The 23,836-nt window shown below is 63.0% G+C and carries 17 protein-coding genes and 2 pseudogenes; 12 read left to right on the forward strand and 7 right to left on the reverse strand.

Features of this window, described 5'->3' with window-relative positions:
* Positions 1 to 109: 109 nt before the first annotated feature.
* A complete protein-coding gene (locus tag ACODSP_RS05360) occupies positions 110 to 991 on the forward strand; it encodes an ABC transporter substrate-binding protein (protein ID WP_488964599.1) in 882 nt (293 codons plus the stop codon).
* 102 nt (positions 992 to 1,093) lie between these two features.
* Here ACODSP_RS05360 and ACODSP_RS05365 read toward each other — a convergent pair.
* The 4 genes and pseudogenes from ACODSP_RS05365 to ACODSP_RS05380 form a co-directional block, all read right to left on the reverse strand.
* A pseudogene (locus ACODSP_RS05365) lies at positions 1,094 to 1,232 on the reverse strand (IS3 family transposase); the annotation flags it as partial.
* Positions 1,233 to 1,304: 72 nt separating this feature from the next.
* A pseudogene (locus ACODSP_RS05370) lies at positions 1,305 to 1,472 on the reverse strand (IS3 family transposase); the annotation flags it as partial.
* 219 nt (positions 1,473 to 1,691) lie between these two features.
* Positions 1,692 to 4,364 carry a glycoside hydrolase family 2 TIM barrel-domain containing protein gene (locus tag ACODSP_RS05375; protein ID WP_488964600.1) on the reverse strand — a complete coding sequence of 891 codons (2,673 nt, stop codon included), beginning with the start codon at positions 4,362 to 4,364 and terminating at the stop codon, positions 1,692 to 1,694.
* Between the two features lie 47 nt (positions 4,365 to 4,411).
* On the reverse strand, positions 4,412 to 6,733 hold the full coding sequence (locus ACODSP_RS05380; RefSeq protein WP_488964601.1) for a TonB-dependent receptor: 2,322 nt from the start codon (positions 6,731 to 6,733) through the stop codon (positions 4,412 to 4,414).
* 636 nt (positions 6,734 to 7,369) lie between these two features.
* Between ACODSP_RS05380 and uxuA the strand changes: the two genes are divergently transcribed.
* Complete coding sequence (gene uxuA, locus ACODSP_RS05385; RefSeq protein WP_488964602.1) at positions 7,370 to 7,900, forward strand: mannonate dehydratase; 531 nt, start codon at positions 7,370 to 7,372, stop codon at positions 7,898 to 7,900.
* Positions 7,901 to 7,957: 57 nt separating this feature from the next.
* Here the strand turns inward: uxuA and ACODSP_RS05390 are convergent, their stop codons facing one another.
* The 3 genes from ACODSP_RS05390 to ACODSP_RS05400 are packed head-to-tail and all read right to left on the reverse strand — an operon-like array spanning position 7,958 to position 12,326.
* Positions 7,958 to 9,193: an NAD(P)/FAD-dependent oxidoreductase gene (locus tag ACODSP_RS05390; protein WP_488964603.1), complete on the reverse strand. Its 1,236-nt coding sequence runs from the start codon at positions 9,191 to 9,193 to the stop codon at positions 7,958 to 7,960.
* Between the two features lie 17 nt (positions 9,194 to 9,210).
* Positions 9,211 to 10,479, reverse strand: a complete 1,269-nt coding sequence (locus ACODSP_RS05395; protein ID WP_488964604.1) for a cytochrome P450 — start codon at positions 10,477 to 10,479, stop codon at positions 9,211 to 9,213.
* Complete coding sequence (locus ACODSP_RS05400; RefSeq protein WP_488964605.1) at positions 10,476 to 12,326, reverse strand: AMP-binding protein; 1,851 nt, start codon at positions 12,324 to 12,326, stop codon at positions 10,476 to 10,478. Before ACODSP_RS05400 ends, ACODSP_RS05395 begins: the two co-directional genes overlap by 4 nt.
* A gap of 192 nt (positions 12,327 to 12,518) precedes the next feature.
* Between ACODSP_RS05400 and ACODSP_RS05405 the strand changes: the two genes are divergently transcribed.
* The 10 genes from ACODSP_RS05405 to ACODSP_RS05450 all read left to right on the forward strand — a co-directional run bounded on the left by ACODSP_RS05405 (position 12,519) and on the right by ACODSP_RS05450 (position 23,827).
* Entirely contained in the window at positions 12,519 to 14,900 is a 2,382-nt protein-coding gene (locus ACODSP_RS05405; RefSeq protein WP_488964606.1) for a TonB-dependent receptor, read from the forward strand.
* Positions 14,901 to 14,923: 23 nt separating this feature from the next.
* Complete coding sequence (locus ACODSP_RS05410; RefSeq protein WP_488964607.1) at positions 14,924 to 16,114, forward strand: CaiB/BaiF CoA transferase family protein; 1,191 nt, start codon at positions 14,924 to 14,926, stop codon at positions 16,112 to 16,114.
* Positions 16,114 to 17,613, forward strand: coding sequence for a hypothetical protein (locus ACODSP_RS05415; protein ID WP_488964608.1), 1,500 nt, complete (start codon positions 16,114 to 16,116; stop codon positions 17,611 to 17,613). The genes ACODSP_RS05410 and ACODSP_RS05415 overlap by 1 nt, the downstream gene beginning before the upstream one ends.
* Positions 17,610 to 18,398 carry an enoyl-CoA hydratase-related protein gene (locus tag ACODSP_RS05420; RefSeq protein ID WP_488964609.1) on the forward strand — a complete coding sequence of 263 codons (789 nt, stop codon included), beginning with the start codon at positions 17,610 to 17,612 and terminating at the stop codon, positions 18,396 to 18,398. The genes ACODSP_RS05415 and ACODSP_RS05420 overlap by 4 nt, the downstream gene beginning before the upstream one ends.
* Positions 18,399 to 18,419: 21 nt before the next feature.
* Entirely contained in the window at positions 18,420 to 19,850 is a 1,431-nt protein-coding gene (locus tag ACODSP_RS05425; RefSeq protein ID WP_488964610.1) for an aldehyde dehydrogenase family protein, read from the forward strand.
* A 3-nt stretch (positions 19,851 to 19,853) separates the two neighbouring features.
* Positions 19,854 to 20,981, forward strand: a complete 1,128-nt coding sequence (locus ACODSP_RS05430; protein ID WP_488964611.1) for an NAD(P)-dependent alcohol dehydrogenase — start codon at positions 19,854 to 19,856, stop codon at positions 20,979 to 20,981.
* A gap of 149 nt (positions 20,982 to 21,130) precedes the next feature.
* On the forward strand, positions 21,131 to 21,916 hold the full coding sequence (locus ACODSP_RS05435; protein ID WP_488964612.1) for an SDR family NAD(P)-dependent oxidoreductase: 786 nt from the start codon (positions 21,131 to 21,133) through the stop codon (positions 21,914 to 21,916).
* Complete coding sequence (locus tag ACODSP_RS05440) at positions 21,913 to 22,674, forward strand: SDR family NAD(P)-dependent oxidoreductase (RefSeq protein ID WP_488964613.1); 762 nt, start codon at positions 21,913 to 21,915, stop codon at positions 22,672 to 22,674. Before ACODSP_RS05435 ends, ACODSP_RS05440 begins: the two co-directional genes overlap by 4 nt.
* A 27-nt stretch (positions 22,675 to 22,701) precedes the next feature.
* Entirely contained in the window at positions 22,702 to 23,019 is a 318-nt protein-coding gene (locus ACODSP_RS05445) for a 2Fe-2S iron-sulfur cluster-binding protein (protein ID WP_488964614.1), read from the forward strand.
* Positions 23,020 to 23,188: 169 nt separating this feature from the next.
* The gene (locus ACODSP_RS05450; protein ID WP_488964615.1) at positions 23,189 to 23,827 is read left to right on the forward strand and encodes a TetR family transcriptional regulator; all 639 of its coding nucleotides are present in this window, start codon (positions 23,189 to 23,191) and stop codon (positions 23,825 to 23,827) included.
* The last annotated feature ends 9 nt before the right edge of the window (positions 23,828 to 23,836 follow it).

Raw genomic sequence — 23,836 nt, forward strand, 5'->3', positions numbered from 1 at the left:
ATGCCTGATTGCCGGTGTCACCGCGTCCTGCGCGGCGGGTGACCGGGCCGTGCTATCCGGGCCGCCCTTGAAAATCGTTGGCCGCCACGACGTGATGGAGGTCGGGCCCGTGCTCTTCGCCGTCGCACAGGCGGGACCCGCCATAGCGGGTTTCTCCACCGGTGGCGTCGATAATCTCTTTAAGGCGGAGGGGGCGGCGGCCACCGGCGGGTTTGACCATGCGGGCGGACGCGCCGATCTGGCGGCACAGGCGGAAACCCAGGCCCTGCGGGCATCCGTCGCCAATCCCGACCTGCGCATCATCCTGACGGTGACGGAAGGTTTGTATCGGGTCGTCGCCCGCCGGTCGGTCGGCATCGCGCGGGCGGAGGATTTGCGGGGTAAACGCATCGGCGTGTTCGAGCGCACATCGGCCGCCTATTTCCTGGACCGGTTGCTGGCGCGTGCAGGCATCGCGGCCCATGAGGTGACATTCGTGCCCTTACGCCCACGCGAAATGGAACCGGCGCTGACGGCGCGCAAGGTGGATGCCGTCACCATCTGGGAACCGGAGAGCGAGCGCAGCATGCTGGCCCTAGGCAATGACGCGGTCAGCCTGTCCGACCCAACCACCTATCGCGAGCTTTACAACCTGAACACCACAGCCCAGGCGCTGGCCGACCCCATGCGGCGGGCCCGGATCGTGGATTTCGTGCGCCGGCTGATCACCGCTGCGCGAGTGGCAGCGGACGACCCGGCGCAGATCACGCCGCTGGTCGCTGCCTCCAGCGGCTATCCGGAGGATCTGGTCGCCGCCTCTTGGCATCACCACCGCTTTCCCGCCACCCTGCCCGGCGACCTGCCGGACGTCATGGTAGAGGAAGAAAAATGGCTGGCCACCCAGGAAAACCGCCCGGCACGCGACGCTGCGCAGTTAGAAAATCTTGTCGACAGGTCAGTTCTGCGAGATGCGATGGCGCCATCCCGCAGTCGAAGTGGTACGCTTTATTAACATTACATTTGGTATTTTTTGACATGATCGTACTATATTTTTGCATAATGGGAACATCGCTAGATTGAACTGTCACGCTTAGGTGCCGATCTGGATAATCATTTAAGCCACCTGCCTCTCGAATGCCAAGGGGCTTTTGTCCCCCCAGGGCTGAATGCCGACGGCGTGAATTATAGAAACCGATGACATATTGGAGGATGCCCGCCTCTGCCAGACGACGGGCTTCCCACGTGTTGCGCCAGCGGCGGGCATGGACAGCCTATTCCAAGGCATCGAGCACGAACCTCGCACGGCGTAGGATCTCATTCGCCTAGCGCAGTTCACGGTTCTTTCGTTCCAGCGCCTTCATCCGATCAACCATCTCTGTGGGGATGCTTGCCCGCTGGCCACTGTCCACTTCAGCCTTCTTGAATCACGCGCTCAAGGTGGGAGCCTAACAGCCGATCTTGGCCGCGACAGACAGGATAGCTTGCCACCGAGAGCCGACCGGCCCTTGGAGCAGTTCTTCCAATTGACGGTGGCTATCTAACGCGATGACCACTTCGGAGACGAGGAGGCATCAGCAACCCGTCTTCACCAGCTAATGAAGTGACCATCGGAGCCGACGCTTGCACAAAAAGATCTATCCGGCGCTTACAGAACGTGAAATCTCCCTTTCTCCGTCCTGAGCACGGGAGATTTTTGTAATATCCAGACTGATTTACTTCTGTTCAACTTCAATCGCAGAGACGATAGCCTGCCCCTTAACTGGAGAGAAATGCAGTTCCAGACTTCCCCCCCGAACCTTTAGCTCGAAATCCCGCTTGATGAATGTCATTGGCGCCCCTGCAAGAGCCGCGACATCCAGGGAACGGAGTTTCCTTTCACCGTTTGCAATGACGTCGAACTGCCGCTCACCCACCGCCGCAGCGGGTTCAACGAAGGACAGAGTGACCCGATAGGTTCCATTCGCTACCGGCAGGCGATAGGTGAAATCGCCTTCGCGATAGGTGGAGATCAGCATCGTATCAGCGGTGCCATGAACCTCCTTGCGCGGGCGGGGAGGGCCATAGCCGCTGACCGGCTGCACGCTGCCCGCCGTCCCGCCGGTGAAGAAGGCATCCGACCCGAACCGCCCGCCCCCACTCTGCGCCGCGACCAGGGCGCCGCTGTCGATCCGGAAGGCGCGCGTCGACCCGGCTTCCAGCGTCCAGTTCACGCTGTCCTTGACCGGGCCGTCAGCGAACAGCCCGACGGCGGTCACCGCGTTGTCGCCCTGGTCCAGTTGCACATCCTCCCAAACGCAGATCTTCTGGGGGCAGTCCTTGCGCACACCCAACGCCCGCCCATTCAACTGAAGCTCCGTCGCCGGGGCGTTGCTGTAGACGCGGACATGCGTGACCGGATAGGCCCGGTTCACATAACGGCGACCGGTGATATGAACAGTCGGGGCCGGGTTCCAGTTGGCCTTATAGAAGAAGAACGCGTCCTTCTTGACCTTGCGGTCATAGGTGACGAGGCCCTTGGTATTGATATCCTGGGCGTCGCCCTCCTTGCGGACCAGCGTCGCAAAGTCGAACGCGTTCCACAGCCAGGTCGCCCAAAGGTCCTTTCGCGCGTCCAGGATTGCCCAGCTTTCCTCATGGAAGTAGCTGAGATATTCCTCCGGCTGGTCACGGCCACGCGCATCCACGGGGCCGCCCATCACGTCGTCGGCATGGATCGTCACCGCCCCGCCGGCCCCATATTCGGTAATGGAAAGCGGCTGGTCGGGCCGGGCGGCGCGAAGGGCCGCGATGTTCGACCTCAGTTCGGAGGGCTTGCCGTAGTACCAGCCGAAATAGCGGTTGGCCCCGCCCAGGTCCGCCTCATTCGCCACGATGGGGATTTCCGCGTCGCCGAACATGCCGCCTTCACAGCAGGTGGCCAGCACCGTGGGGCGGCTGGGGTCTGTGGCAGCACTCAACGCGCGCAGTTCCCGCAACAAAGGCGCGGGGTCGGAACCGGACGTGATGCCGATGAAGGGCGCCACCGGCGTGGACCCGAAATCCACCTCATTGGCGATGCCCCAGGTGACGACGGCGGCATGGTTCTGGTTCTGCTTGATCAGTTCCTGCAATTGCTGGCGCGCATTGGCAATCAAGCCCTCTGTCGCCACCATCTTGCCGGGCGGTGTCCAGGCGGACACAAGCGGGATTTCATCCCACAGGATCAGCCCATATTTATCGGCCAGTTCATGGATGGTGGGGCCATGCTGGTAATGGGTCAGCCGGATGGTGTTGGCCCCCATCTCCCGGATGATCTCGACATCTTTGGCGATGTCCGCCTCTTCCATGGCCCAGCCCTTGCCCTCAAGGTCCTGGTGCAGGCCGACACCATGCAGGCGGACCGGCTTGCCATTCAGGGTCAGGCCCTGGGCGGCATCGACCCGAACGTCGCGGATGCCGAATTTCTGTGCCACGCGGTCCAAGACGCGGCCGCGCGCATCATGAAATTCGACGATCAGATCGTGAAGATAGGGATCGGCCGTGCCCTGCCACAGCCGGGCATTGGTCACCGACAAGGGCTGATCCAGCTTGACCGTGCTGCCGGGGGCCAGATTGACGCTCTGCGTCCCTTCCGCTACCGCCCGGCCATCGGCGTCAACCAGCCTGGTGACAATCTTGACCTTGGCCTTGCGGATGCCGCTGTTGCGCGCGTGAATGGCGACCTGCACCTGCGCGCCGGCCCCGTCCACGGCCTTGGTCGTGGCATAGATGCCGGGGCCGCCATGGTCCATCATCTCGGCATGGATATCGCCGGTCGCAATCAGGGCCACCTTGCGATAGATACCGCCATGGACAAAGAAGTCACCGGCCAGGGGCAGGATGTCTGCCGTCGTGCTGCCGGGTGCCGGCTTGCTGTTATCCGCCTTCACGACCAGCAGATTGGTCGCACCCGGCTTCAAGGCCGCCGTGGCATCCAGCCGGAAACGGGAGAAGCCGCCCTCATGGCTGCCCAGATACTGGCCGTTCAGCCAGATCTCCGCCCGCCGGCTGACCGCATCGAATTGCAGCCATGCCCGCTTACCCTTGAAATCCCCCGACGGTGTAAAGGACAGGCGATACCAGCCCGTGCCCTGGGTCTTGTTGATCGTGTCGGGCGTGTTCACACGGTCGGGCGAGGGCGTCGTGTAATAGCCGACGCGGTTCCAAGTGTGGGGCACGGCGACCGTGGCCCAATCGCCGTCCGGGAAATCCACCCGTTCGGCGGATGCCGCATCCCCCAGATGAAAACGCCACCCGTCCTGCAAATCCATCGTGATCCGGGGTTCCGCCCCCTGGGCAAACGCCCCGGCGGGGGCACTCAGGACAAGGGACATGGCGATGGCAGTGGCGAGCAGGTGACGCTTCATAAGGACAGCTTTCGTCAGTTGGGTCTGGTCGCGGGCAACGGCGCGGGTCAGTATTTCACAGAGAACCGGGCCCCCATATAGCGGCTGGCATCCCGCGCCCGGCGGCCGCGCAGGTCGATCACCGTTGACGGGTTCGGATAGGGGTTGGCGATCAACCCGTTGGTCAGGTCATTCATGCTGGAGAAATAGTGCTTGTCGAACAGGTTACGGACAAACAGCGTCAGACGGTAGCGGCCCTGCTCCTTATCCTCGAAAGCCACGCTGACATTGGTGATGCCATAAGCATCCTGCACCGTGTTGGGATTGCCCCGCAGGTCGAAATTGACCTTGCTCTGCCAGCTGTAACTGGCATTGACAAAGCCCGTTACGGGCAGATCGCCCAACGGCACCTCCAGGTCGGCACCGACATTGAATTTCCATTCCGGGGAGTTGGCCAGACGGTGGCCCGCCAGATCCTGGGCGCGGCCCCCCGTGGCGCGGGGCGTGCACCCCAGCGCCACCGTCTGCCCGAAATAGCATTCGGCATTGGGGAAGGCGCGGATGGTTGCATCGGTATAGGCGACGCTGCCATTCAGGGTCAGCATCTCGGTGGCCAGCACGGAGCCTTCGGCCTCCACACCCTTGGTGCGCAGTTTGCCGACATTGGCCAGGAACAGGCTGCCGCCGAACTCCGCCACCTGTGACTGCGCCTGGAAGTCATCATAGTCGGTCAGAAAACCCGTCAGGCTCAGGCTGGCACGACGGTCCAGGAACCGGCCCTTGAGACCCAGTTCATAGCTGTTGGAGGTTTCCGGGCGGACCGGGTTGCGGGCCGGATTGGTGGGCGTGGAGAAGGAGGATGTCAGGTCGTAGGCCTGCCCCTTGTACCCGCGGGAATAGGTGGCAAACGCCATCACATCCTGGGCCAGGTCCTGCTGGATACCGGCCTTGCCGGTGACGACCGTGTCATTGGCCGATCCGCTGGTATTGAAGGGCGGGTTGCCGCCGGCATTGTTATAGCGGTCATAGACGAAGCTGATATTTTCCCGGCCCCAGCGCAGACCGGCGATCAGCTTGGTGCCCGGCGTGACGGTGTAATCGGCCTGACCGAACATGGCATAGGCCTCCGACCCGGCCTCCCCCCGCCAGTCACCGGGCTGCGCCGGACCTGTGCGGGTAAAGCGCCGGGTGAAGGTATTGTCGGCATAGTAGAGGCCGGCGACATATTGCAGATCGCCCGATGCGGGGGAAGTCAGGCGCAGTTCGTTGCTGAACGTGTCGCCCCGGAAAAACCCGAATTGCATCAGGCCATTCGGCTGGCCCAGCAGCGGCCCCGTGGCGCCATCGAAGTCGGAGCTGTCGGTGGCGAAATAATGATTGCGGGCGGTGATGTTGGTAAGGGTGTGCTCACCTAAGTAAACATTCACCTTCAGGCTGCCGCCATAATCCTTGGCGTCCGACACAGGCTCCGGATCGAGGCGCGCCGTGAAGTTATTGGCGCCGGGCGTGATGCCCTCCAACTGCGTGTTGGTGGGAACGCCGAACAGGTTGCGGATACCGGGCGTCTTGCGGATCGAGACATATTCGCAGCAATCGGCCTCGGTCTTGGCGTAATGGCCGGACAGGGTCACATCAAAGCTGTCGGACGGTTCCCAAAGGAACTTGGCCCGGTAATTCTCGCTGTCGCGGCCATTGATCATCCGACCGGTGACCAGATTGCGGATATTGCCGTCATATCGACCGATGGCGGCACTGGCCCGGAAACTCAGCCCCTCGGCCAGCGGCCCGGACAGGCCGGCGGAATAGCGTTGCTCATCATCATCCGTGACCATGACCTCCGCTGATCCGGTGAAAATGTCTGTCGGCGCCTTGGTGGTGATGTTGATGACGCCCGCCGACGCGGCCTTGCCGAACAAGGTGCTTTGGGGCCCGCGCAGGATTTCAATTCGCTCGATATCCTGCAAATCATTGAAACCTTGGCCGGACAGGCCGGCGGCGACGTCATCGATGACCACCAGGACACTCGCCTCAACCCCGATGGAGAAGGCGGACGTGCCGATACCGCGCAGAATGATGGAATTGTTGTTCTGATCCGCCCCCTGGGTCACGGTCAGGCTCGGGGAAAGCTGCGTCAGGTCCTGCAACCTGCTTCCACCGACATTGGCCAGTGCGTCAGCACTTACCACTGTCATCGCTACGGGCACGTCTTGCGCGCTCTGGGCCCGCTTCTGGGCAGTGACGATTATCTCCTCCAAGACCGGCGCTGCGTCAACAGCAGCCCCTTGCCCAAAGGCGGGTAAAGCACATCCCAAAATGGCCAAAGTGGAGCACATCATCGAACGGGTCATCTTCTCACTCCCTGAGTTTTTTTCGGAGGATGGCGATCGCATCCATGTTGGATACTGGAAACCGGTGCATGCTCCTGTAGGGGTGGCGAACCGTTAGCAGCGCAGCCACCGCAATAAAGCAGTCACACTCTGGTTCACCGAATTATCTCTGCTTGCCGCGCGAAGAACTCCCCGGCTTTGTCAGAGCATTCTCACCGATCGTTAACTGGCATTACCAATAAGACCCCGCTGGTCTAGCCGTCAAGAAGGTCGAGGCGGTCGTGGGGCACCAAGAATGGGAGCAACCCAGCAGGTCGGCAGCCAATGATAGTTTATTTAAAAACAATGGTTTATATATGATTTTTGGCTGGAGTTGATACTGAATCCGCAGATGTATCACTTTCAGCAATAGAAGGTATTGGAAAGTAAACGATAGCCTACTGCCTTCCATCCAGCAAAATCTCCCTTCAAGTGAGGCGAGCGGGCACTTCAGTCAGCGATCAGTGCGGCAGTCGTAGCCACGTAGCGCGCACCATATTGGTCAGCCCAAATACACAATTTGGCCTTACCAATTTGATTGACATTCCGGGTAAGTTTGAAGTCAATCAACAGCGCCGTCCCGGTAGCGGCGAATACAGCCTCATTGACCTGTAACTGGGTGCCCAGTGCATGCTGGATGCCCCGCGAAGGAATTCGAGAATGCTCATGACACAAACGATGCGCTGGTTTGGGCCAAAGGATCCGGTTCAACTCCGAGATATCCGACAGTCCGGAGCCACGGGCATTGTCACCGCCCTTCACGAAGTGCCAAATGGTAATGTCTGGACAGTCGATGCTATTTTGGCACGCAAGCACATGATTGAGGCTGCAGGGCTTTCATGGGATGTAGTAGAGAGCGTACCCATTCATGAAGGAATCAAGACCTGCGCTGAGAATTGGGAACAGTTGGTCAGTGCATATTGTCAGACATTACGAAATCTTGGCCCAAATGGCATCCGGGTTGTTACTTATAATTTCATGCCCTTGTTAGACTGGACGCGAACAGACCTGTCCTATGAAATGCCCGATGGCGCCCGTGCCCTTCGCTTCGATTGGGACGCAATCGCCGCCTATGACCAGTTCATTTTAACAGGGTGCGGAAAAAGGCTTTCGCGTCGCGAGGGTGGGGGATTTTCGGTAAGATTAGGAAAGGCCGAAGCAAGATACTGGTGGTATCTTGCGAGGACTTGACGCGAGATTGCCGAAAATAACCCGACCGCAGTAGCGAAATGGTTTTTCCGCACCCTGCTAAAGACTCTTTAATTCCACATCCGTGTCAGGGAATTTCTCAACATCGAGTACCTTGCCCGCTGTGATCAATGCGCGCGACTGAATGAAATCCTTAGGCCTGCCCACACTATCCATCCCGACCAGACGTCTCTCACGGAAATAGCCGACGGATAACGCCTGGTTCTTCATGTCACCGCGCAGGATGCATTGGTCGTAACAATGAGCAAGACCAACAGTCTGCAGTTTCACATTGAACTGATCCGACCAGAACCATGGCAATGCGGAATAGGCGCGGAGCTGCCCCATTATCAGATCGGCAGCAACCTTGGCTTGATCGACAGCATTCTGAACGGATTCCAGTCGGATCTCCGCCCCTGCAAACGGGTTTGGATGCAAGGCGCAATCACCGATGGCAAGGATCCGGTGATCGGCTGTTCGGCAATAGGCATCCACCCGCACGCCGTTGGGACAGGGGATGTGCGCCGCTGCCAGTGGTTCGATATTCGGGACGATGCCTATGCCAACAACAACCAACTCAGCTGGCAGTATTGACCCATCCGAGAGCAATACACCGGTCACCCGGCCCCGCTCCCCCAAAAGTTCGGCAACCTCGGTGGATAGAAGGACCTCCACACCCTGGTCTCGATGCAGGTCCAGGAAAAAGCGGGAAATGACGGGCGAGGTAACGCGCGCCAGCAACCTGCTCTGCTGTTCCAGAACCGTTACACGGTGCCCCAGCGACCGCAGCACGGCCGCCGCCTCAAGTCCGATATAACCACCGCCGATGATAATGATGCGGCGGTCAGGCTTGACGATCTCTTCCTTCAACCGGTCAATGTCGACGATGGACCTGATATGGTACACCCCGTCAAGAGAAGCCCCCGCACAAGAAAGACGGCGCGGGCGCCCCCCGGTCGCCCAGACCAGCCTGCCATAGGACAGTGGCTCTCCCGAGGCCAGCGTGACCTGCCGGCGTACGGGATCAACGGTGGCAACACGCTCGCCCAGGCGCAGTGTAATATCCCGCTCCGCCCAGTAACCGGATGCACGCAGATAGAGCCGCTCCGCCATCTTCTTCCCCGCCAGATAGTCTTTTGACAGAGGCGGGCGTTCATAGGGGGGATACGTCTCATCCCCGATCAAGGTGACGGGGCCGGTATGCCCACCCTGGCGCAGCGACTGCGCCACCTGCGCTCCCGCCTGTCCCGCGCCGGCAATCAATACGGGTGCAGCAAGCTGATTATCGATGCTCATCGCTCACAGCACCGCGGTCAAAAACGATAGGTCACGGGCAGGCTCTTATGCCCGCTGACAAAGACGGACTGGATGAAGCTGGGTGTGCCGGCAAGCTCGATCCCTTTCAGCCGGCCCAGCAACTCCCGATAGAAACTGCGGATTTCCATGGTCGCAAGGGCGCGTCCCAGGCAAAAGTGCGGGCCGAAGCCGAAGGCCAGATGGCCGGGATTGGGCGGTCGGTCCACGCGCAGAAAATCGGCATCGGCAAAGACCGTTTCATCCCGGCAAGCGGACGCATAGCACAGCATCACCGCGTCACCGGCTGGGATGGTCTGCCCGTGCCATTCCACATCCCGGTTCGGGGTGCGCATGAAATGCTTTACCGGTGCGGTGATCCGCACGAACTCCTCCGCTGCCGTTTGCAGCAGTGACAGGTCGCCGCGCAGCTTGGTGAGTTCGTCCGGCGTCTCGATCAGGGCCTGCAACCCACCGCTGATGGAGGCCGCCGTCGTATCATGCCCCGCCGTGGAGACGATGACGAAATAGGATGTCATCTCGTGATGGGCCATGGGACAGCCCCCCACCTGCCCATTGGCGATGGTGGAGATGATGTCGCGCGTCGGGTGTTGCCGGCGGTGCGCGGCCAGGTCATGGAAATAAGCGGCGAAATCCGCCACCACGTCACCGCCGCGCACCTTCGCCTGCCCATCCGCCCCCTGCTCAGCCGTGCGGGCCTTCAGTGATTTGTCGGCGGGGCTCAGCAGCCGCTGCGTCATGCGCAGCACCTCCGCCTCATCCTCCTGCGGCACACCCATCAGGGTCAGGATGACGCGCAATGGGAACCAGTAGGCGATGTCGGCGGCGAAATCGCATGACCCGCCATGATCCTCCATCCGATCCACGAATTCCTTGGCAAGGGCAGCCACCGTCGGCTCGAACGCCTTCAGGTTCTTGGCCGTGAACCATTCGGTGGTCACGGCGCGATGGGCGCGATGGTAATCACCATCCATATGGGTCAGCGGCTTGACTCCGTTGGGATCGCCATATTTGGCCTGATAAATCCCCTCCACCTTCTCCGGCAGCAGCACCGTGCGCGGCCCTGCCTGATAGACCGCCGCCTCGCGCTCCACCGCCGCGATGTCGGCATGCCGGGTCAGCACCCAGAAGGGCCGGTACCCCACCGGTTCCGCCCTGGCCAATGGCTGTTCGCGGCGCAGATGGCGATAAAGGGCATTGACCTGGGCGGGGTTGGCGAAGCTGGCGGGATCGGCCAGTTGTTCTGGGCGGAAGCTATCGGACATCATGCTTGATCCTTGACACGAACGTTGCAGCCCAGGCCGAGGGCAGCGATCCCATCGGACAGCATTGCCACCTGACCGGCCATTGCCGTCTCCACCTCAACCTGAAGCCCACCATTGTCGGACAGTTGTACGGACCAGCCGGTGACGGCATCGGGGGAAAGCCCACCGATCACCCGCTCCACGGCGGCGGCGGCGGCCAGACGACGCAGTTCAGGCTTGAAAACCTTGTTCATGGCCGTACGGGGGATTGCATCCAGCACGAAAAGCCGCACCGGAACCGCTGCCCGTTCATCCAGCATGCCCAGGCACAGGTCACGCAGCCTGTCCGTATCCGGTGCGCCTGCGGCCAGTTGCACGAAGGCCACCGGCAATTCCCCCACCCGCGCATCGGGCATCCCCACCGCCGCCGCATCCAACACGTGCGGCAATGACAGCAGGGCGTTTTCAATGGCGATAGGGTCGATATTGTGGCCACCCCGGATAATCACATCCTTGGCCCGGCCCGTGACCCAGAGAAAGCCATCTTCATCCAGGCAACCCAGATCGCCGCTGTCGACCCAGATGCTGCCATCCGCCGGGTCGGTCAGCAGTTTTTCCGCCGTCGACGCCTCATCGGTATAGCCCGCGAAAACCGCAGGGCCACGGACCGCCACGATCCCGGCCTGACCTGTCGGCTGATCCCCGGCGATGACCCGCCCTTTGCCTGGTACGACCACACGTATCTGGTAGAAGGGGGCTGCCGGCCCGCTGCTGCCCACCTTGGGCGCCATCCAGGCGGGGGTGGCGGCACACAGCCCGGCACATTCGGTCATGCCATAGCCTTCATGGATGCCGATGCCGAAGGCCTGGATGCAGGCCTTGAAAACGGTCTCCGGCAGTTTGCTGGCACTGGCGATGAACAGACGGATGGCGGTGCCCTTGCCGTCATACCGGGCGATGGCATCGGCGAAGACCGTGGGGACCGCGACCATCATGGTGAAGCCGAACTGCCGGGCCAATTCCCAGAAATGCGGCAGAACATGCTCCCCGCGATAACCGGCGGGGGTCAGTTGCACCAGATGCTGACCCAGCAGGATGGTGCGAAAGGTGACGACCACGCCGCCGCCGACATGAAACAGGGGTAGCCCGTTCGGGACCACCTGATCCCGCCCCGCATCATGGATCAGGGCGGATGACAGCGCGCCCGCCAACAGGCCGCGATGGCTGATCCGCGCCAGTTTTGGGTTGCCCGTGGTGCCCCCGGTCGGAAAGCAGGCGCAGATATCGTCCGCCCCCGGCATCGGCCCATCCAACCGGTCGGCCCGCATTCCCGCCCTTTCACGGGCAAAGCCACCTTCCCCATCATCGCACAGCACCAGCCGCATGCCTGGGCACCGGGCCACAATCTCCGCCGCCTTCTGCGCGCAGAGGGGGCTGATGGCCGCACTGCTGGCGAACAGCACCCTGGCACCGACGGCAAGGGCAATATCAACCAGGGCAGTGATCGACAGGAACGGGTTGACCGGTACAACCGCACCCGCCACCTGCGCGCCCCAGAAGCCGAAATAGGCTTCCGGCGTCGGCAGCGCCAGGAACAGAACCGGGTCGTTCGGCCCCACGCCCAGGCGGCGGAAATGGTTGGCGGCGCGCATCACCTCCGCACCCAGCCGGGCATGGCTCAGGCTTTCCACCGCGCCATCGGGCGTGCCAGTCCACGCCATGGTCAGCGCCGGGCGCTCCCCATAGGCCGTTTGCAGCCGGACAAAAACCTCCGCCAGGGTCGCGGCATCACGGATAGGGCCAGCGATGGACTGCCACGCCTCGAACTCCCGGCCGCCCCTCTGCCGCGCCATTTCGGCGAAATGTCCCACAGCCTGCCTCCCTGATTTGATTTTCCGCAGCATGGCATGGCCCTACAGCGTCGGCCCCATCCGAAAGGTTGGGTGGTCATTCGGGTGCCAAACCATTTCCACCCCTCCTTTCGGATGGGGCGTTCCCCACCCCTGCCCCCCTAGGCTTCGGGATAACGGTCCACAGGGATCGGCTGATCAAGGGAGGTAGGCGTGAAACTGAAAGACATTCTTTCCACAGGCACCTGTTGCGGGCTTCTGGCCCTGGCCCCGGCCGCCCAGGCGCAGCAGCCGGCGGCGGAAAGCATCATGCTGGAGGAGATCATCGTGACCGCGCAGAAGCGCGCGGAAAGCGCGAACGAGATTGCCCTGTCCATCCAGGCCTTCAGCGCCGATGATTTCGCCAAGGTCGGCGTCAGCGATGCCAGCGCCCTGTCACAGATCACGCCGGCCTTCAATTTCAGCCGGTCCAGTGCCAACACCCCCATCTATACGGTACGCGGGATCGGCTTCAACACACCGAACCTGTCCTCCACCTCGCCCGTCGGTGTCTATGTGGACGAGGTCGCTTATGCCTATCCGTACATGAGCAACGGCCCCACCTTCGACCTGGAACGGGTGGAGGTGCTGAAAGGGCCGCAGGGCACGCTTTATGGCCGCAACACCACGGGCGGCTTGGTGAATTTCATCACCGCCAAACCCACCCGTGATCCCGCCGTCGGGGCCAAGCTGGAACTGGGCAATTACCAGACCTACAACATGGAAGGCTTCATCAGCGGCCCGGTCAGCGACACGGTGGCGATCCGGGTGGCCGCACGGTCGGAAAATTCCGACAAGGGCTGGCAGAAAAGCGTGTCGCGCCCGGGCGACCGACTGGGCAAGAAGGACAAGCTGGCCGGCCGGGCCATCATCGACTGGACCCCGACGGAGGACCTGTCGGTGGAATTCGGCGCCTCCTACTGGCGGGATCATTCCGACACGGTGGCGGGGCAGGCCGTGGCCTTCAATCCCGACAATGCCGCCTTCGCCGCACCGGGTGTCGCGGCATCGGTACGGACCAACTGGAAGGCCGGTCAGGCCGACTGGACCCCGGAAAACAAGGCTATCCGCCCGGATTACAAGGTGGATTCCCGCTTCTACTCCCTGATGCTGCGCGCTGATTACAATATCAGCGACGCCATCACCCTGACATCGCTGACCGGCTATAACGATGTTCGCCGCAACGACATGAATGATGCCGACGGCACCCCCATCGAAGTGTCGGAATACCAGTCCGACGGACGGGTGAAAAGCTTCAGCCAGGAACTGCGCCTGACCGGCGATGGCGATGGCTATAACTGGATTTTCGGCGGCTACTACTCCAAGGACAAGATCCGCGACGATCAGGTCGGCATCTACGGCGAAAGCTCTATCCTGAACACGCTGGCCTTCCTGGGCCAGCGGGTGCCGCAGACCACCTACACCGCCGCCCAGATCGCCAATGGCTTCAACCGCTTCCGCAACACCACGTCGCAGGAAAGCCGGGCCATGTCCGTCTTCGCCAATGGCGAATACGAGATTTCCGAAACGGTGAAGCTGGGGGCCGGTCTGCGATATACCGACGATAATCTGGATTTCGCCGGCTGTTCGCGCGATTACAACAACAATACAGCCCCCGTCTGGAACACCGGTGTGGCGGCCGTGGTAGCGCAGCGCACCGGGAAGCCTTTCTTCAATCCTGGTGTCGGGCCCAATGAATGCCTGACCTATCGCGCTGATTTCTCCGGCCGCGACCCGATCAATATCCGCAAGCTGGATCAGGAGAATGTCGCCGGCCGCTTCGTGGTGAACTGGAAGGCCACAGAGGACGTGCTGGCCTATGCCTCGGTCAGCCGTGGCTATAAATCCGGCGCCTTCCCGGTTGTGGCCGCCAATGTCGTGACCCAGTTGGAACCGGCGCGGCAGGAGAAGGTCACCGCCTATGAGGTCGGGACCAAGGCCGGCCTGCTGGACGGACGGCTGCAGGCCAATCTGGCCGGTTTTTTCTATGATTACCGCGACAAGCAGGTGTTCGGCGAAATCCTGGACCCGATCTTCGTCTCCCTGACCCGCATCGTGAATGTCCCGAAATCAGAGGTTTACGGGCTGGAGGCGGACCTGAACCTGCAGGCCACGCGTGAGTTGTCGCTACGTGTCAACGGCTCCTACACCCATACGGAAGTGACGAAATTCGTCGGCTTCAACCGGTTCGGTCAGGCAGAGGATTTCAAGGGCTCGGCCTTCCCCTACACCCCGCGTTGGCAATTGAACGGCTCGGCCAGTTATGACCTGCCGGTGGGGGACGATCTGGGTCTGCGCTTTGACACCAATGTCAGCTACCAGGGCCGGACGGATGGCGCGCTGGGTGGCGACCCGGAATTCAATGTCGACGCCTATACCATCGTGAACGCGAATGTGACGCTGCACGCGCTGGACGACCGCTGGTCGGTGGGCCTCTTCGCCCGCAACCTGTTCAACCAGAACTACTGGACCGCGACAGACATCCTGACGGACACGACCTTCCGCGTGCCCGGCATGGTCCGCACCTACGGCCTGCAACTGTCAGCACGTTACTGATCCCAGCCAAGGAACAGCCCGACATGACTGGAACCGCCGGCGCGCTTGACGGAGTTCGCGTCATCGACATGACCAGCGTCCTTTTCGGCGCCTATGCCAGCCAGATCCTGGGCGATCTGGGGGCCGACGTCATCAAGGTCGAAGCCCCCGGCCCCAAGCCGGACCAGGGGGGCGATATTTTCCGCTATACCGGGCGCCCGGCGCGGACCAAGGGCATGGGGCCGATGTTCATGCATTACAACCGCAACAAGCGGTCGGTCTTGCTGGACCTGCGCCAGGCCGGCGATCTGGACGCCATGCGCGCCCTGATCGCCTCTGCCGATCTGTTCATCACCAATGTGCGCATGGGCGGGCTGAAGAAGCTGGGCCTGGGGTATGAGGATGTGAAGGCGCTGAAGCCCGACATCCTTTATCTCCACTGTGCCGGCTATGGGGCCGATGGCCCCTACCGCTCATACCAGGCCTATGACGACCTGATCCAGGCGGCGGCGGGCGGCACCGATCTGATGAGCCGGGTGGATGGCGACCCGACACCGCGTTATCAGCCCTCGCTGATCGCGGATAAATCATCGGGCCTGTTCGCCGCCTATGCCGCCATGGCCGCCCTGTTCCACCGGCAGCGGACGGGACAGGGACAGTTCATCGAAGTGCCGATGTTCGAGTGCTTCACCTATTTCAACATGACGGAAAACCTGTACGGCCACACGTTCGACCCGCCCACGGGCGACTATGGCTACAGCCGCGTGTTCAACCCCAACCGCAAGCCCTACCGGACCAAGGATGGCTACCTGGCCATCATGCCCTATGCCGATGCCCAGTGGGACGACTTCTTCGAATTGGGCGGAATGCCGCCCGGCACCTTCACCCGCAACCCCCGCTACGCCACCTATGCCAAGCGGACGGAGCATATTTCCGAGATCTACGCGATGATCGAGGCGGTGGCGCAGACGCGTACCACCGCCGATTGGGTGGAACGGCTGACGGCAAAAAACGTCCCCTGCATGAAGGTGGCGCGGCTGGACGAAGTACAGGCGGACCCGCACCTGAACCATGTCGGCTTCTTTGAGCGGCGCGAGCATGAAAGCGAAGGCACCTGGCTTTCGCTGCGCCATCCGGTGAATTTCTCCGCCACGCCGGCCAAGGTCCATCGCGACCCACCCCGTCTGGGCGAACATACCGATGAGGTTCTGGCCGAGATCGGGCGGGGGCGGTGATGGTCAGCAACGCCGAAACCCGCCCCGTCATCATCGGTGTCGGTGAAATCACCGACCGCCCCCAGGACCCTGGCGATGCCCTGGACCCGGTCGGCCTGATGGCGGAAGCCACGCGCCGGGCCCAGGTGGATGCGGGTGCGCGCCTGCTGGACCGGATCGACAGTGTCGATGTCGTGCATCAGGTCAGCTGGCGGTACGAGCATACGGCCGCCGCCCTGTGCGACCGCCTGTCGATCCATCCACGCCGCGCCGTCTATTCCCATGGCGGGGGGGAAAGGCCGCTGGAACGGCTGCGGGATGCCGCCCGCCGCATCGCCGGTGGCAGTGGCGAGATCGCCCTGATCTGCGGTGGAGAGGCACGCCACGCGGCCAGAAAGGCGCGGCAGGCCGGCATCGACCTGCCCTGGCCCGCGCGGGCGCGGCAGATGGAAAACCCATGGGATGTCAGCACCATGCTGCACCCCATCGCCATCGCCCATGGCATCACCGATCCCGTGCATATCTATCCGTTCTATGAAAATGCCTGCACCGCCGCGTGGGGCCAGACCCCGGCACAGGCGCAGGCGGAGTCCGCATCCCTCTGGGCGGAACTGTCCGCGATTGCAGCGGGCAATCAAGCCACCTGGACCCACCGCGCGTTGAATGCCGATGCCATCGCCACCGTGTCGGCCAGTAACCCTCTCATCGCTTGGCCCTATCCCCGCGCCATGGTCGCCAATCCGACCGTAAACCAGGGGGCCGCTCTGGTGCTGACCAGCGAGGCACGGGCACTGGCCTTGGGTGTGAAGCGCGAGAAGCTGGTCTATCTGGCCGGCGGGGCGGCGGCGGCGGAACCGCGCGACTTCCTGTGCCGCGATGCCTATCACCATTCCACGGCGCAGGACGCGGTGCTGGAGGCCGCCTTGTCGCTTACCGACGGCATCGGCCCTCCGGGTGCGGTAGAGCTGTATAGCTGCTTTCCGTGCGTGCCCAAGATGGCCAGGCACAGCCACCCGGCCCTGCGCGCCCTGCCGCCCAGCGTCACCGGCGGCCTCAGCTTCTTCGGCGGCCCCTTCAATAACTACATGGCGCACGCCACCGCCGCCATGGTCCGGCGCATCCGCGACGGGCTGGGAATGGGCCTTCTCTATGGTCAGGGTGAATTCGTCACCAAGCATCAGGCCCTGCTGTTGGCCGCCGATGCCACGGGCTGGCGGGAACCGGCAACCGACCCGCAGGCCCAGGCCGACGCCCGGCGCGGCCCGGTGCCGCCGGTCGTGGATCAGGCCGAGGGGGCGGCGACCCTGGAAACCCATACCGTGATCTATGACCGGTCGGGCATCCCCGCCTTTGGCGCCGTCATCGTCCGCACAGCCAACGGTGCCCGCACCCTGGCCCGCCTGCCCGCCACGGACAGCGACGGTATCCGCCGCCTGACCGATTGGCAAACCACCGTCGTCGGTGCGCAGGGCCGGCTGGCCCGGAATGGCAATGGCCTGCTGGAATGGAGTTTCGCATGAGCATGGAACCGGAAAACCCCGTCCTGCTGCACTATCCCCTGCCCCATGTGGCGCTGGTGACCCTGAACCGTCCCGCCGTCCATAATGCCGTCAATGGCGCTTTGGCACGCGGGCTGGAGGAAGCCATCCGCATAACGGAACAGAACGACGATATCCGGGCCGTGGTGCTGACCGGGGCCGGCGGGCGCAGTTTCTGCGCAGGGGCCGACCTGAAGGAAATCGCGCAGGGTCGCATCCGCGAACTGGTCACCCGCGACGGCGGCTTTGCCGGCATCGTCCGGGCACAGCGTCGCAAGCCCTGGATCGCCGCCGTCATCGGCAATGCCCTGGCCGGGGGCACGGAGATCGCCCTTTCCTGCGACATGATCGTCGCGTCCGACAATGCCCGTTTCGGCCTGCCGGAGGTGAAGCGCGGGCTGGCCGCTGTGGCAGGCGGACTGCACCGCCTGACCCGCGCCCTGCCCCCCGCCCTGGCGATCGAGGCGATCACGACGGGCGACCCCATCGACGCCGCCCGCGCCGCCAGCTTCGGCATGGTCAATCACGTCCTGCCCGTGGATCAGGTGTTGTCCACCGCCCTGGATCTGGCCACCCGCATCGCCGCCAATGCCCCTGTGGCCGTGTGCGAAAGCCTGGCCATCGCGCGCGCCGCCTTCGACGCTCCGGCGGACACCCTGTTCGCCCAAGCCGCAGAAGCAGGCAAGCGTCTGGCCGCGACCGAGGATTACCGCGAGGGACCCCGCGCCTTCCTGGAAAAACGCGCGCCCCGCTGGCTTGGCCGCTGAACCTGCTGAAAGACCGGAACCATGAATTTCAATGATGATTTCGTGATGTGCATCGGCGGCGAGGCCGTGGTGACATCGCAGACGATAGTCGTGACCAACCCCGCCACGGGCAAGGTCGTCGCATCCGTACCCGACTGCACGCCGGACTTGTTGGATAGGGCCGTTACCGCCGCCCGTGCCGCCTTTCCCGGCTGGCGCGACCTGGGGGACGACAAGCGCAGCAAACTGCTGAAACAGGCGGCCGACCTGTTGATCTCGCATGTTGACGGGTTGAAGGCGCTGCTGACCCGTGAACAGGGCAAACCCCTGTCGGAAGCGGCGTTCGAGGTGGTGGGCGCAGCCTACTGGCTGAAATCCTTCGCCCGCATGGACATTCCCATCACCGTCACCAACGACATACCCGGCCAACGGACGGAGACACATCATCTGCCGCTGGGTGTGGTGGGGGCCATCGCGCCCTGGAACTTTCCCGTCCTGCTGGCCTTCTGGAAGATCGCCCCGGCACTGAGAGCCGGCAATACGATTGTGGTAAAGCCGTCGCCGTTCACCCCCCTGACCACGCTGAAGGCCATCGAGCTGTTGCAGACCGTGCTGCCCCCTGGCGTATTGAACGCCGTCAGCGGTGGTGACCGGCTGGGTCCCTGGCTGACCGCGCATCCCGGCATCGATAAGATCAGCTTCACCGGGTCGACCGCGACGGGCCGTCGTGTCATGGCGTCGGCTGCGGAACGGTTGGCGCGTGTCACGCTGGAATTGGGCGGCAATGATGCCGCTATCGTGCTGCCTGACATCGATGTCGATGCCATGGCCCCGAAAATCTTCTGGTCCGCCTTCCGCAACAGCGGACAAATCTGCGTGGCGACCAAACGGCTTTATATCCATGCCGACATCTATGACCGGTTGGCGCAGGCCCTGGTCGCTTATGCGGCAACCGTGCCGATGGGCGACGGGACGCTGGCTGACAGCAAACTGGGGCCGATCCAGAACCGGGTGCAGTTCGACCGGGTGAAATCCATCATCGATGATTGCCGCGACCAGGGGCACCGGTTCCTGTGCGGCGGCCGTGTGGATACCGACCTGGATGGATTTTTCATTCCTGTGACGATGGTGGACAACCCGCCCGAGACCTCTCGCGTTGTGCGGGAAGAGGCATTCGGTCCCATCCTGCCGCTGCTGAAATTCGACGATATCGACGATGCCGTGGCCCGCGCCAATGATTGCGAATACGGCCTGGGCGGGTCGGTCTGGTCTGCCGATCCGACCGCCGCCCTGGCCGTGGCACAGCGGCTGGAAACCGGCACCGTCTGGATCAACGACGTACAGACCCTGGCCCCCACGGTTGCCTTTGCCGGGCACAAACAATCAGGCATCGGGGTGGAGAACAGCCTGGACGGGCTGCTGGAATATACCGTCCCCCGCACCATCATCCGACCCGCCGGCACGGAGGTTTGAGCCATGGATATCCTTGCCGCCGTGGTGAATGAAGCCAAAGGGCCTTTCAGCCTTGAAACGGTGCAACTGGACAGCCCCCGTCCGGGGGAGGTGCTGGTGCGTATCCTGGGGGTGGGCCTGTGCCATACCGATCTGGTCGCCCGCGATCAGATATTGCCCATCCGCCTGCCCGCCGTACTGGGACATGAAGGGGCGGGGGTCGTACTGGCCACGGGGTCCGGGGTGACCAGGGTGGTGCCGGGGGACAAGGTGGTGCTCTCCTTCTCCTCCTGCGGGACCTGCCCACGCTGCGATAGCGGTGATTCCGCCTATTGCATGACGGGACCGATGCTGAATTTCGCCGGCCGCCGCCCGGATGGCAGCACGACCATGACGCGCGGGGGGCGGAAGCTCTCCAGCCCCTTCTTCGGCCAATCTTCCTTCGCCAGCCATGTGCTGACCGGGGAACGCAATATCGTGAAGGTGGATGATGACCTGCCGGTGGAACTGCTGGGGCCGCTGGGTTGCGGCATCCAGACGGGGGCGGGTGCCGTGCTGCGCAGCTTCGACTGCCCCCCCGGCAGTTCCCTGCTGATCACCGGGGCCGGTTCCGTCGGGTTGGCGGCGGTGATGGCGGGCGCGCTGCGCGGGCTGGGCGCGATCATCGTGTCAGACCCGATGCCGGCGCGTCGTGAACTGGCCCTGTCGCTGGGCGCCACCCATGTCATCGACCCGGCAGAGGGTAATCTTGAAACCGCCGTTCGCGCCATCACCCCTTACGGGTGCGATTTCAGCCTGGATACGACCGGTGTGGCTGAGGTGATGGACGCCGCAATCCGCGCCATGCGGCCGCGCGGCACCTTTGGCCTTGTTGGTGTGCCGCGCAACCCGCTGTCACCCAGTCCCGGCATCGGATCGGCCGTACTGACCCTGGGCCACACGATCCGCGGCATCATCGAAGGCGACAGCGAGCCAGACCAGTTCATCCCTGAGCTGCTGTCCTATTACCGACAGGGGCGTTTTCCCTTCGACCGGCTGATCCGCACCTATCCGTTCCACGCCATCAACGACGCGGTGGCCGATCAGCATCACGGGCACTGCATCAAGGCCGTGCTGCTGATGCCGGGCGACACAAAGAGCCATGGGTCATGACTCTTTGTATTTACCCGTTCCCTCAATCGCCGGGCGCTGCCTCCGGCAGCTTGGCTTGCGCGCACATGGGTGCGCGGGCCGGCGGTCGCCGGCCTCCAAGGGGCATGTCCCATGCCCCTTGGTATGACGTCACATAAGGAACCCACCCAATGGAACTGAACCAGGATATTGCCGCCATCGTGACCGGCGGCGCTTCCGGTCTGGGCGAGGCGGTGGCCCGCGCGCTGGCCGCCGCCGGTGCCCGCGTGGCGCTCTTCGACCTGGATGGCGACCGTGGTGCCCGTGTGGCGGCTGAACTGGGTGGCATCTTCTGCAAGGTGGATGTTTCGTCCGACGACAGCGCCACCGCCGGTTTCGCCGCCGCCCGCGCCGCCCACGGCCAGGAACGGGTGCTGGTCAATTGTGCCGGCATCGGCCCGTCGGCCCGCACCATCCGCCGCGACCGGGAAACTGGGGTCGTCAGCCACCACGACCTGAACGTTTTTCGCAGGGTGCTGGAGGTGAACCTGCTAGGCAGTTTCCGCTGTCTGGCCATGGCTGCCGCCGGCATGGCAGCGACCGATCCGGTGAACGCGGATGGGGAACGCGGCGTCATTATCAATACGGCCAGCATCGCGGGCCAGGACGGGCAGATCGGTCAGGCAGCCTACGCGGCTTCCAAAGGCGGCATCCTGGGCCTGACCCTGCCCGTGGCCCGCGACCTGATGGCCGATGGCATCCGCGTCAACACCATCATGCCCGGCATCATGGATACCCCCATGCTGGCAACCGTGACGCCAGAGGTGCGGGCGGCCCTGGCCGCGTCGGTTCCCTTCCCCAAACGGCTGGGCCACACGTCGGAATTCGCCGATCTGGTACTGTCCATGATCCGCAACAGCTATTTCAACGCCGCGCAGGTGCGCCTGGACGCCGGCATTCGGATGGCCCCGCGATGAGCCAGGGGATCACCGCCGATCTGCACGGCCGCCGTGCCCTGGTCACCGGGGCAGCATCCGGTTTCGGTGCCCATTTCGCCCTGGTGATGGCGAAGGCCGGCGCCAATATTGTTTTGACCGGACGCCGGCTGGAAGCGCTGCAAAAAATAGTCGCGCAGATCCAGGGCGATGGCGGGCAAGCGACCGCGATATCGATGGATGTCCGCGATCCCGTCTCCGTGGCTGCGGCACTGAACACCGCCGGTCCTCTGGATATCGTCATCAACAATGCCGGCGTCACCCGCACCGCGCCTGTGCTGGACCAGCGCCTGGAGGATTGGGACGCGGTGCTGGATACCGACCTGAAAGGCGTGTTCCTGGTGGCACAGACGGCGGCGCGGGGCATGGCAGCACGCGGCCAGGGCGGCAGCATTATCAATATCGCCTCCATCCTGGGACTGCGCCAGGGCGGTTCCCTCACACCCTATGCGGTCGCTAAGGCCGGGGTGATCCAGTTGACACGCCAACTGGCTCTGGAACTGGCCCGCCACGGTATCCGGGTCAACGCCCTGGCGCCCGGCTATTTTGAAACGGACCTGAACCACGATTTCTTCGCCACGCCCCCTGGACAGGCGCTGATCAGACGCATCCCGCAGCGCCGTCTGGGGCAGTTGCCGGACCTGGACGGCCCGCTGCTGCTGCTGGCGTCCGACGCCTCGCGCTTCATGACCGGTGCCGTGATTGAGGTTGATGGCGGCCATCTGGTCTCCAGCCTCTGATCCCCCCTCTCTTCCCGGAGATCGCCCATGATCACGATCCATATCACTGATCGTTCCAACCAGTCGCACTGCATCGACGGTGAACCCGGCCTCAGCCTGATGGAGAATATCCGCCGGGGTGGCATCGACGAATTGCTGGCCCTGTGTGGCGGTGCCTGTTCCTGCTGCACCTGCCACGTCACCATCGCCCCGGAATGGGCGGACCGCATCGGCCCGGCCACGGGGGACGAGGCCGACCTGCTGGAAGGCTCCACCCAGGTCGGCCCCCGCTCCCGCCTGTCCTGCCAGATCAGGGTGACGGAGAGGATGGATGGCCTGCAGGTAAGCGTCGCACCGGAGGATTGATCCGGTTTCATCCTTCCCCGCAAAGAAGCCGGACATCCTTGGGTGTCCGGCTTCTTTATTTAAATCAAACACCTGCACCCATGTCGTCATCACCCCGCCATCCAGCTTGACAATTTTAGTCATACGCATAAATAATGCAGCCAATCAAAGAATGAAAAGTCGGGAGGATATGGTGACAGCTGCGGCGGCGAAGCGTGACCCACAGGCATCCCGATCCGGGGCGCGCGAACAATTGCTGGCCGCGACCAGCGCCCTGCTGACGGAAAGCGATACGCTGGACATCTCCCTGAACGAGATTTCCGCCCGCGCGCAGCTGAACCACGGTCTGGTCAAATATTATTTCGGCAACAAGGAGGGGCTGCTGCTGGCCCTGCTGGACCGCGACGCCGGCACCGCATTGGCAGCCCTGGAAACATTGGTGGGCATGTCGGTTCCACCGCTGCGCAAGCTGGAACTGCACATCCGCGGTGTCATCAACACCTATTTCCGCCATCCCTATATCAACCGCCTGATCAACTACCTGCAAAGCAGCAGCGACACCAATGCCGTGCATCTGGCGGAGGTGTTCATCACCCCGCTGTTGCGCTTTCAACATCTGATGATTGAAGAGGCGGTGGCCGCCGGGGCAATCCATCCGGTCAAGCCGGCGTTTTTCTATTTCTCAATCATCGGCGCCTGCGACTTCCCCTTCAATGCCAGAAGAACCCTGCCCCATGCCTTTGGCATGGCCGCCATCGGGGATGAGGTGAAGAACAGCTATGCCGACCATGTGGTGCGCATGGTGATGGGTGGGATCGCCCGAAACTGATTGGTCTTG

Source organism: Niveispirillum sp. FG156 (genome assembly GCF_057809555.1).

Bases quoted from the DNA above. Each gene is read 5' to 3' on its own strand.
- ACODSP_RS05375 (WP_488964600.1), bottom strand. From the start codon at position 4,364: ATGAAGCGTCACCTGCTCGCCACTGCCATCGCCATGTCCCTTGTCCTG.
- ACODSP_RS05380 (WP_488964601.1), bottom strand. From the start codon at position 6,733: ATGCGATCGCCATCCTCCGAAAAAAACTCAGGGAGTGAGAAGATGACC.
- uxuA (WP_488964602.1), top strand. From the start codon at position 7,370: ATGCTCATGACACAAACGATGCGCTGGTTTGGGCCAAAGGATCCGGTT.
- ACODSP_RS05390 (WP_488964603.1), bottom strand. From the start codon at position 9,193: ATGAGCATCGATAATCAGCTTGCTGCACCCGTATTGATTGCCGGCGCG.
- ACODSP_RS05395 (WP_488964604.1), bottom strand. From the start codon at position 10,479: ATGATGTCCGATAGCTTCCGCCCAGAACAACTGGCCGATCCCGCCAGC.
- ACODSP_RS05410 (WP_488964607.1), top strand. From the start codon at position 14,924: ATGACTGGAACCGCCGGCGCGCTTGACGGAGTTCGCGTCATCGACATG.
- ACODSP_RS05415 (WP_488964608.1), top strand. From the start codon at position 16,114: ATGGTCAGCAACGCCGAAACCCGCCCCGTCATCATCGGTGTCGGTGAA.
- ACODSP_RS05420 (WP_488964609.1), top strand. From the start codon at position 17,610: ATGAGCATGGAACCGGAAAACCCCGTCCTGCTGCACTATCCCCTGCCC.
- ACODSP_RS05425 (WP_488964610.1), top strand. From the start codon at position 18,420: ATGAATTTCAATGATGATTTCGTGATGTGCATCGGCGGCGAGGCCGTG.
- ACODSP_RS05430 (WP_488964611.1), top strand. From the start codon at position 19,854: ATGGATATCCTTGCCGCCGTGGTGAATGAAGCCAAAGGGCCTTTCAGC.
- ACODSP_RS05435 (WP_488964612.1), top strand. From the start codon at position 21,131: ATGGAACTGAACCAGGATATTGCCGCCATCGTGACCGGCGGCGCTTCC.
- ACODSP_RS05440 (WP_488964613.1), top strand. From the start codon at position 21,913: ATGAGCCAGGGGATCACCGCCGATCTGCACGGCCGCCGTGCCCTGGTC.
- ACODSP_RS05445 (WP_488964614.1), top strand. From the start codon at position 22,702: ATGATCACGATCCATATCACTGATCGTTCCAACCAGTCGCACTGCATC.
- ACODSP_RS05450 (WP_488964615.1), top strand. From the start codon at position 23,189: ATGGTGACAGCTGCGGCGGCGAAGCGTGACCCACAGGCATCCCGATCC.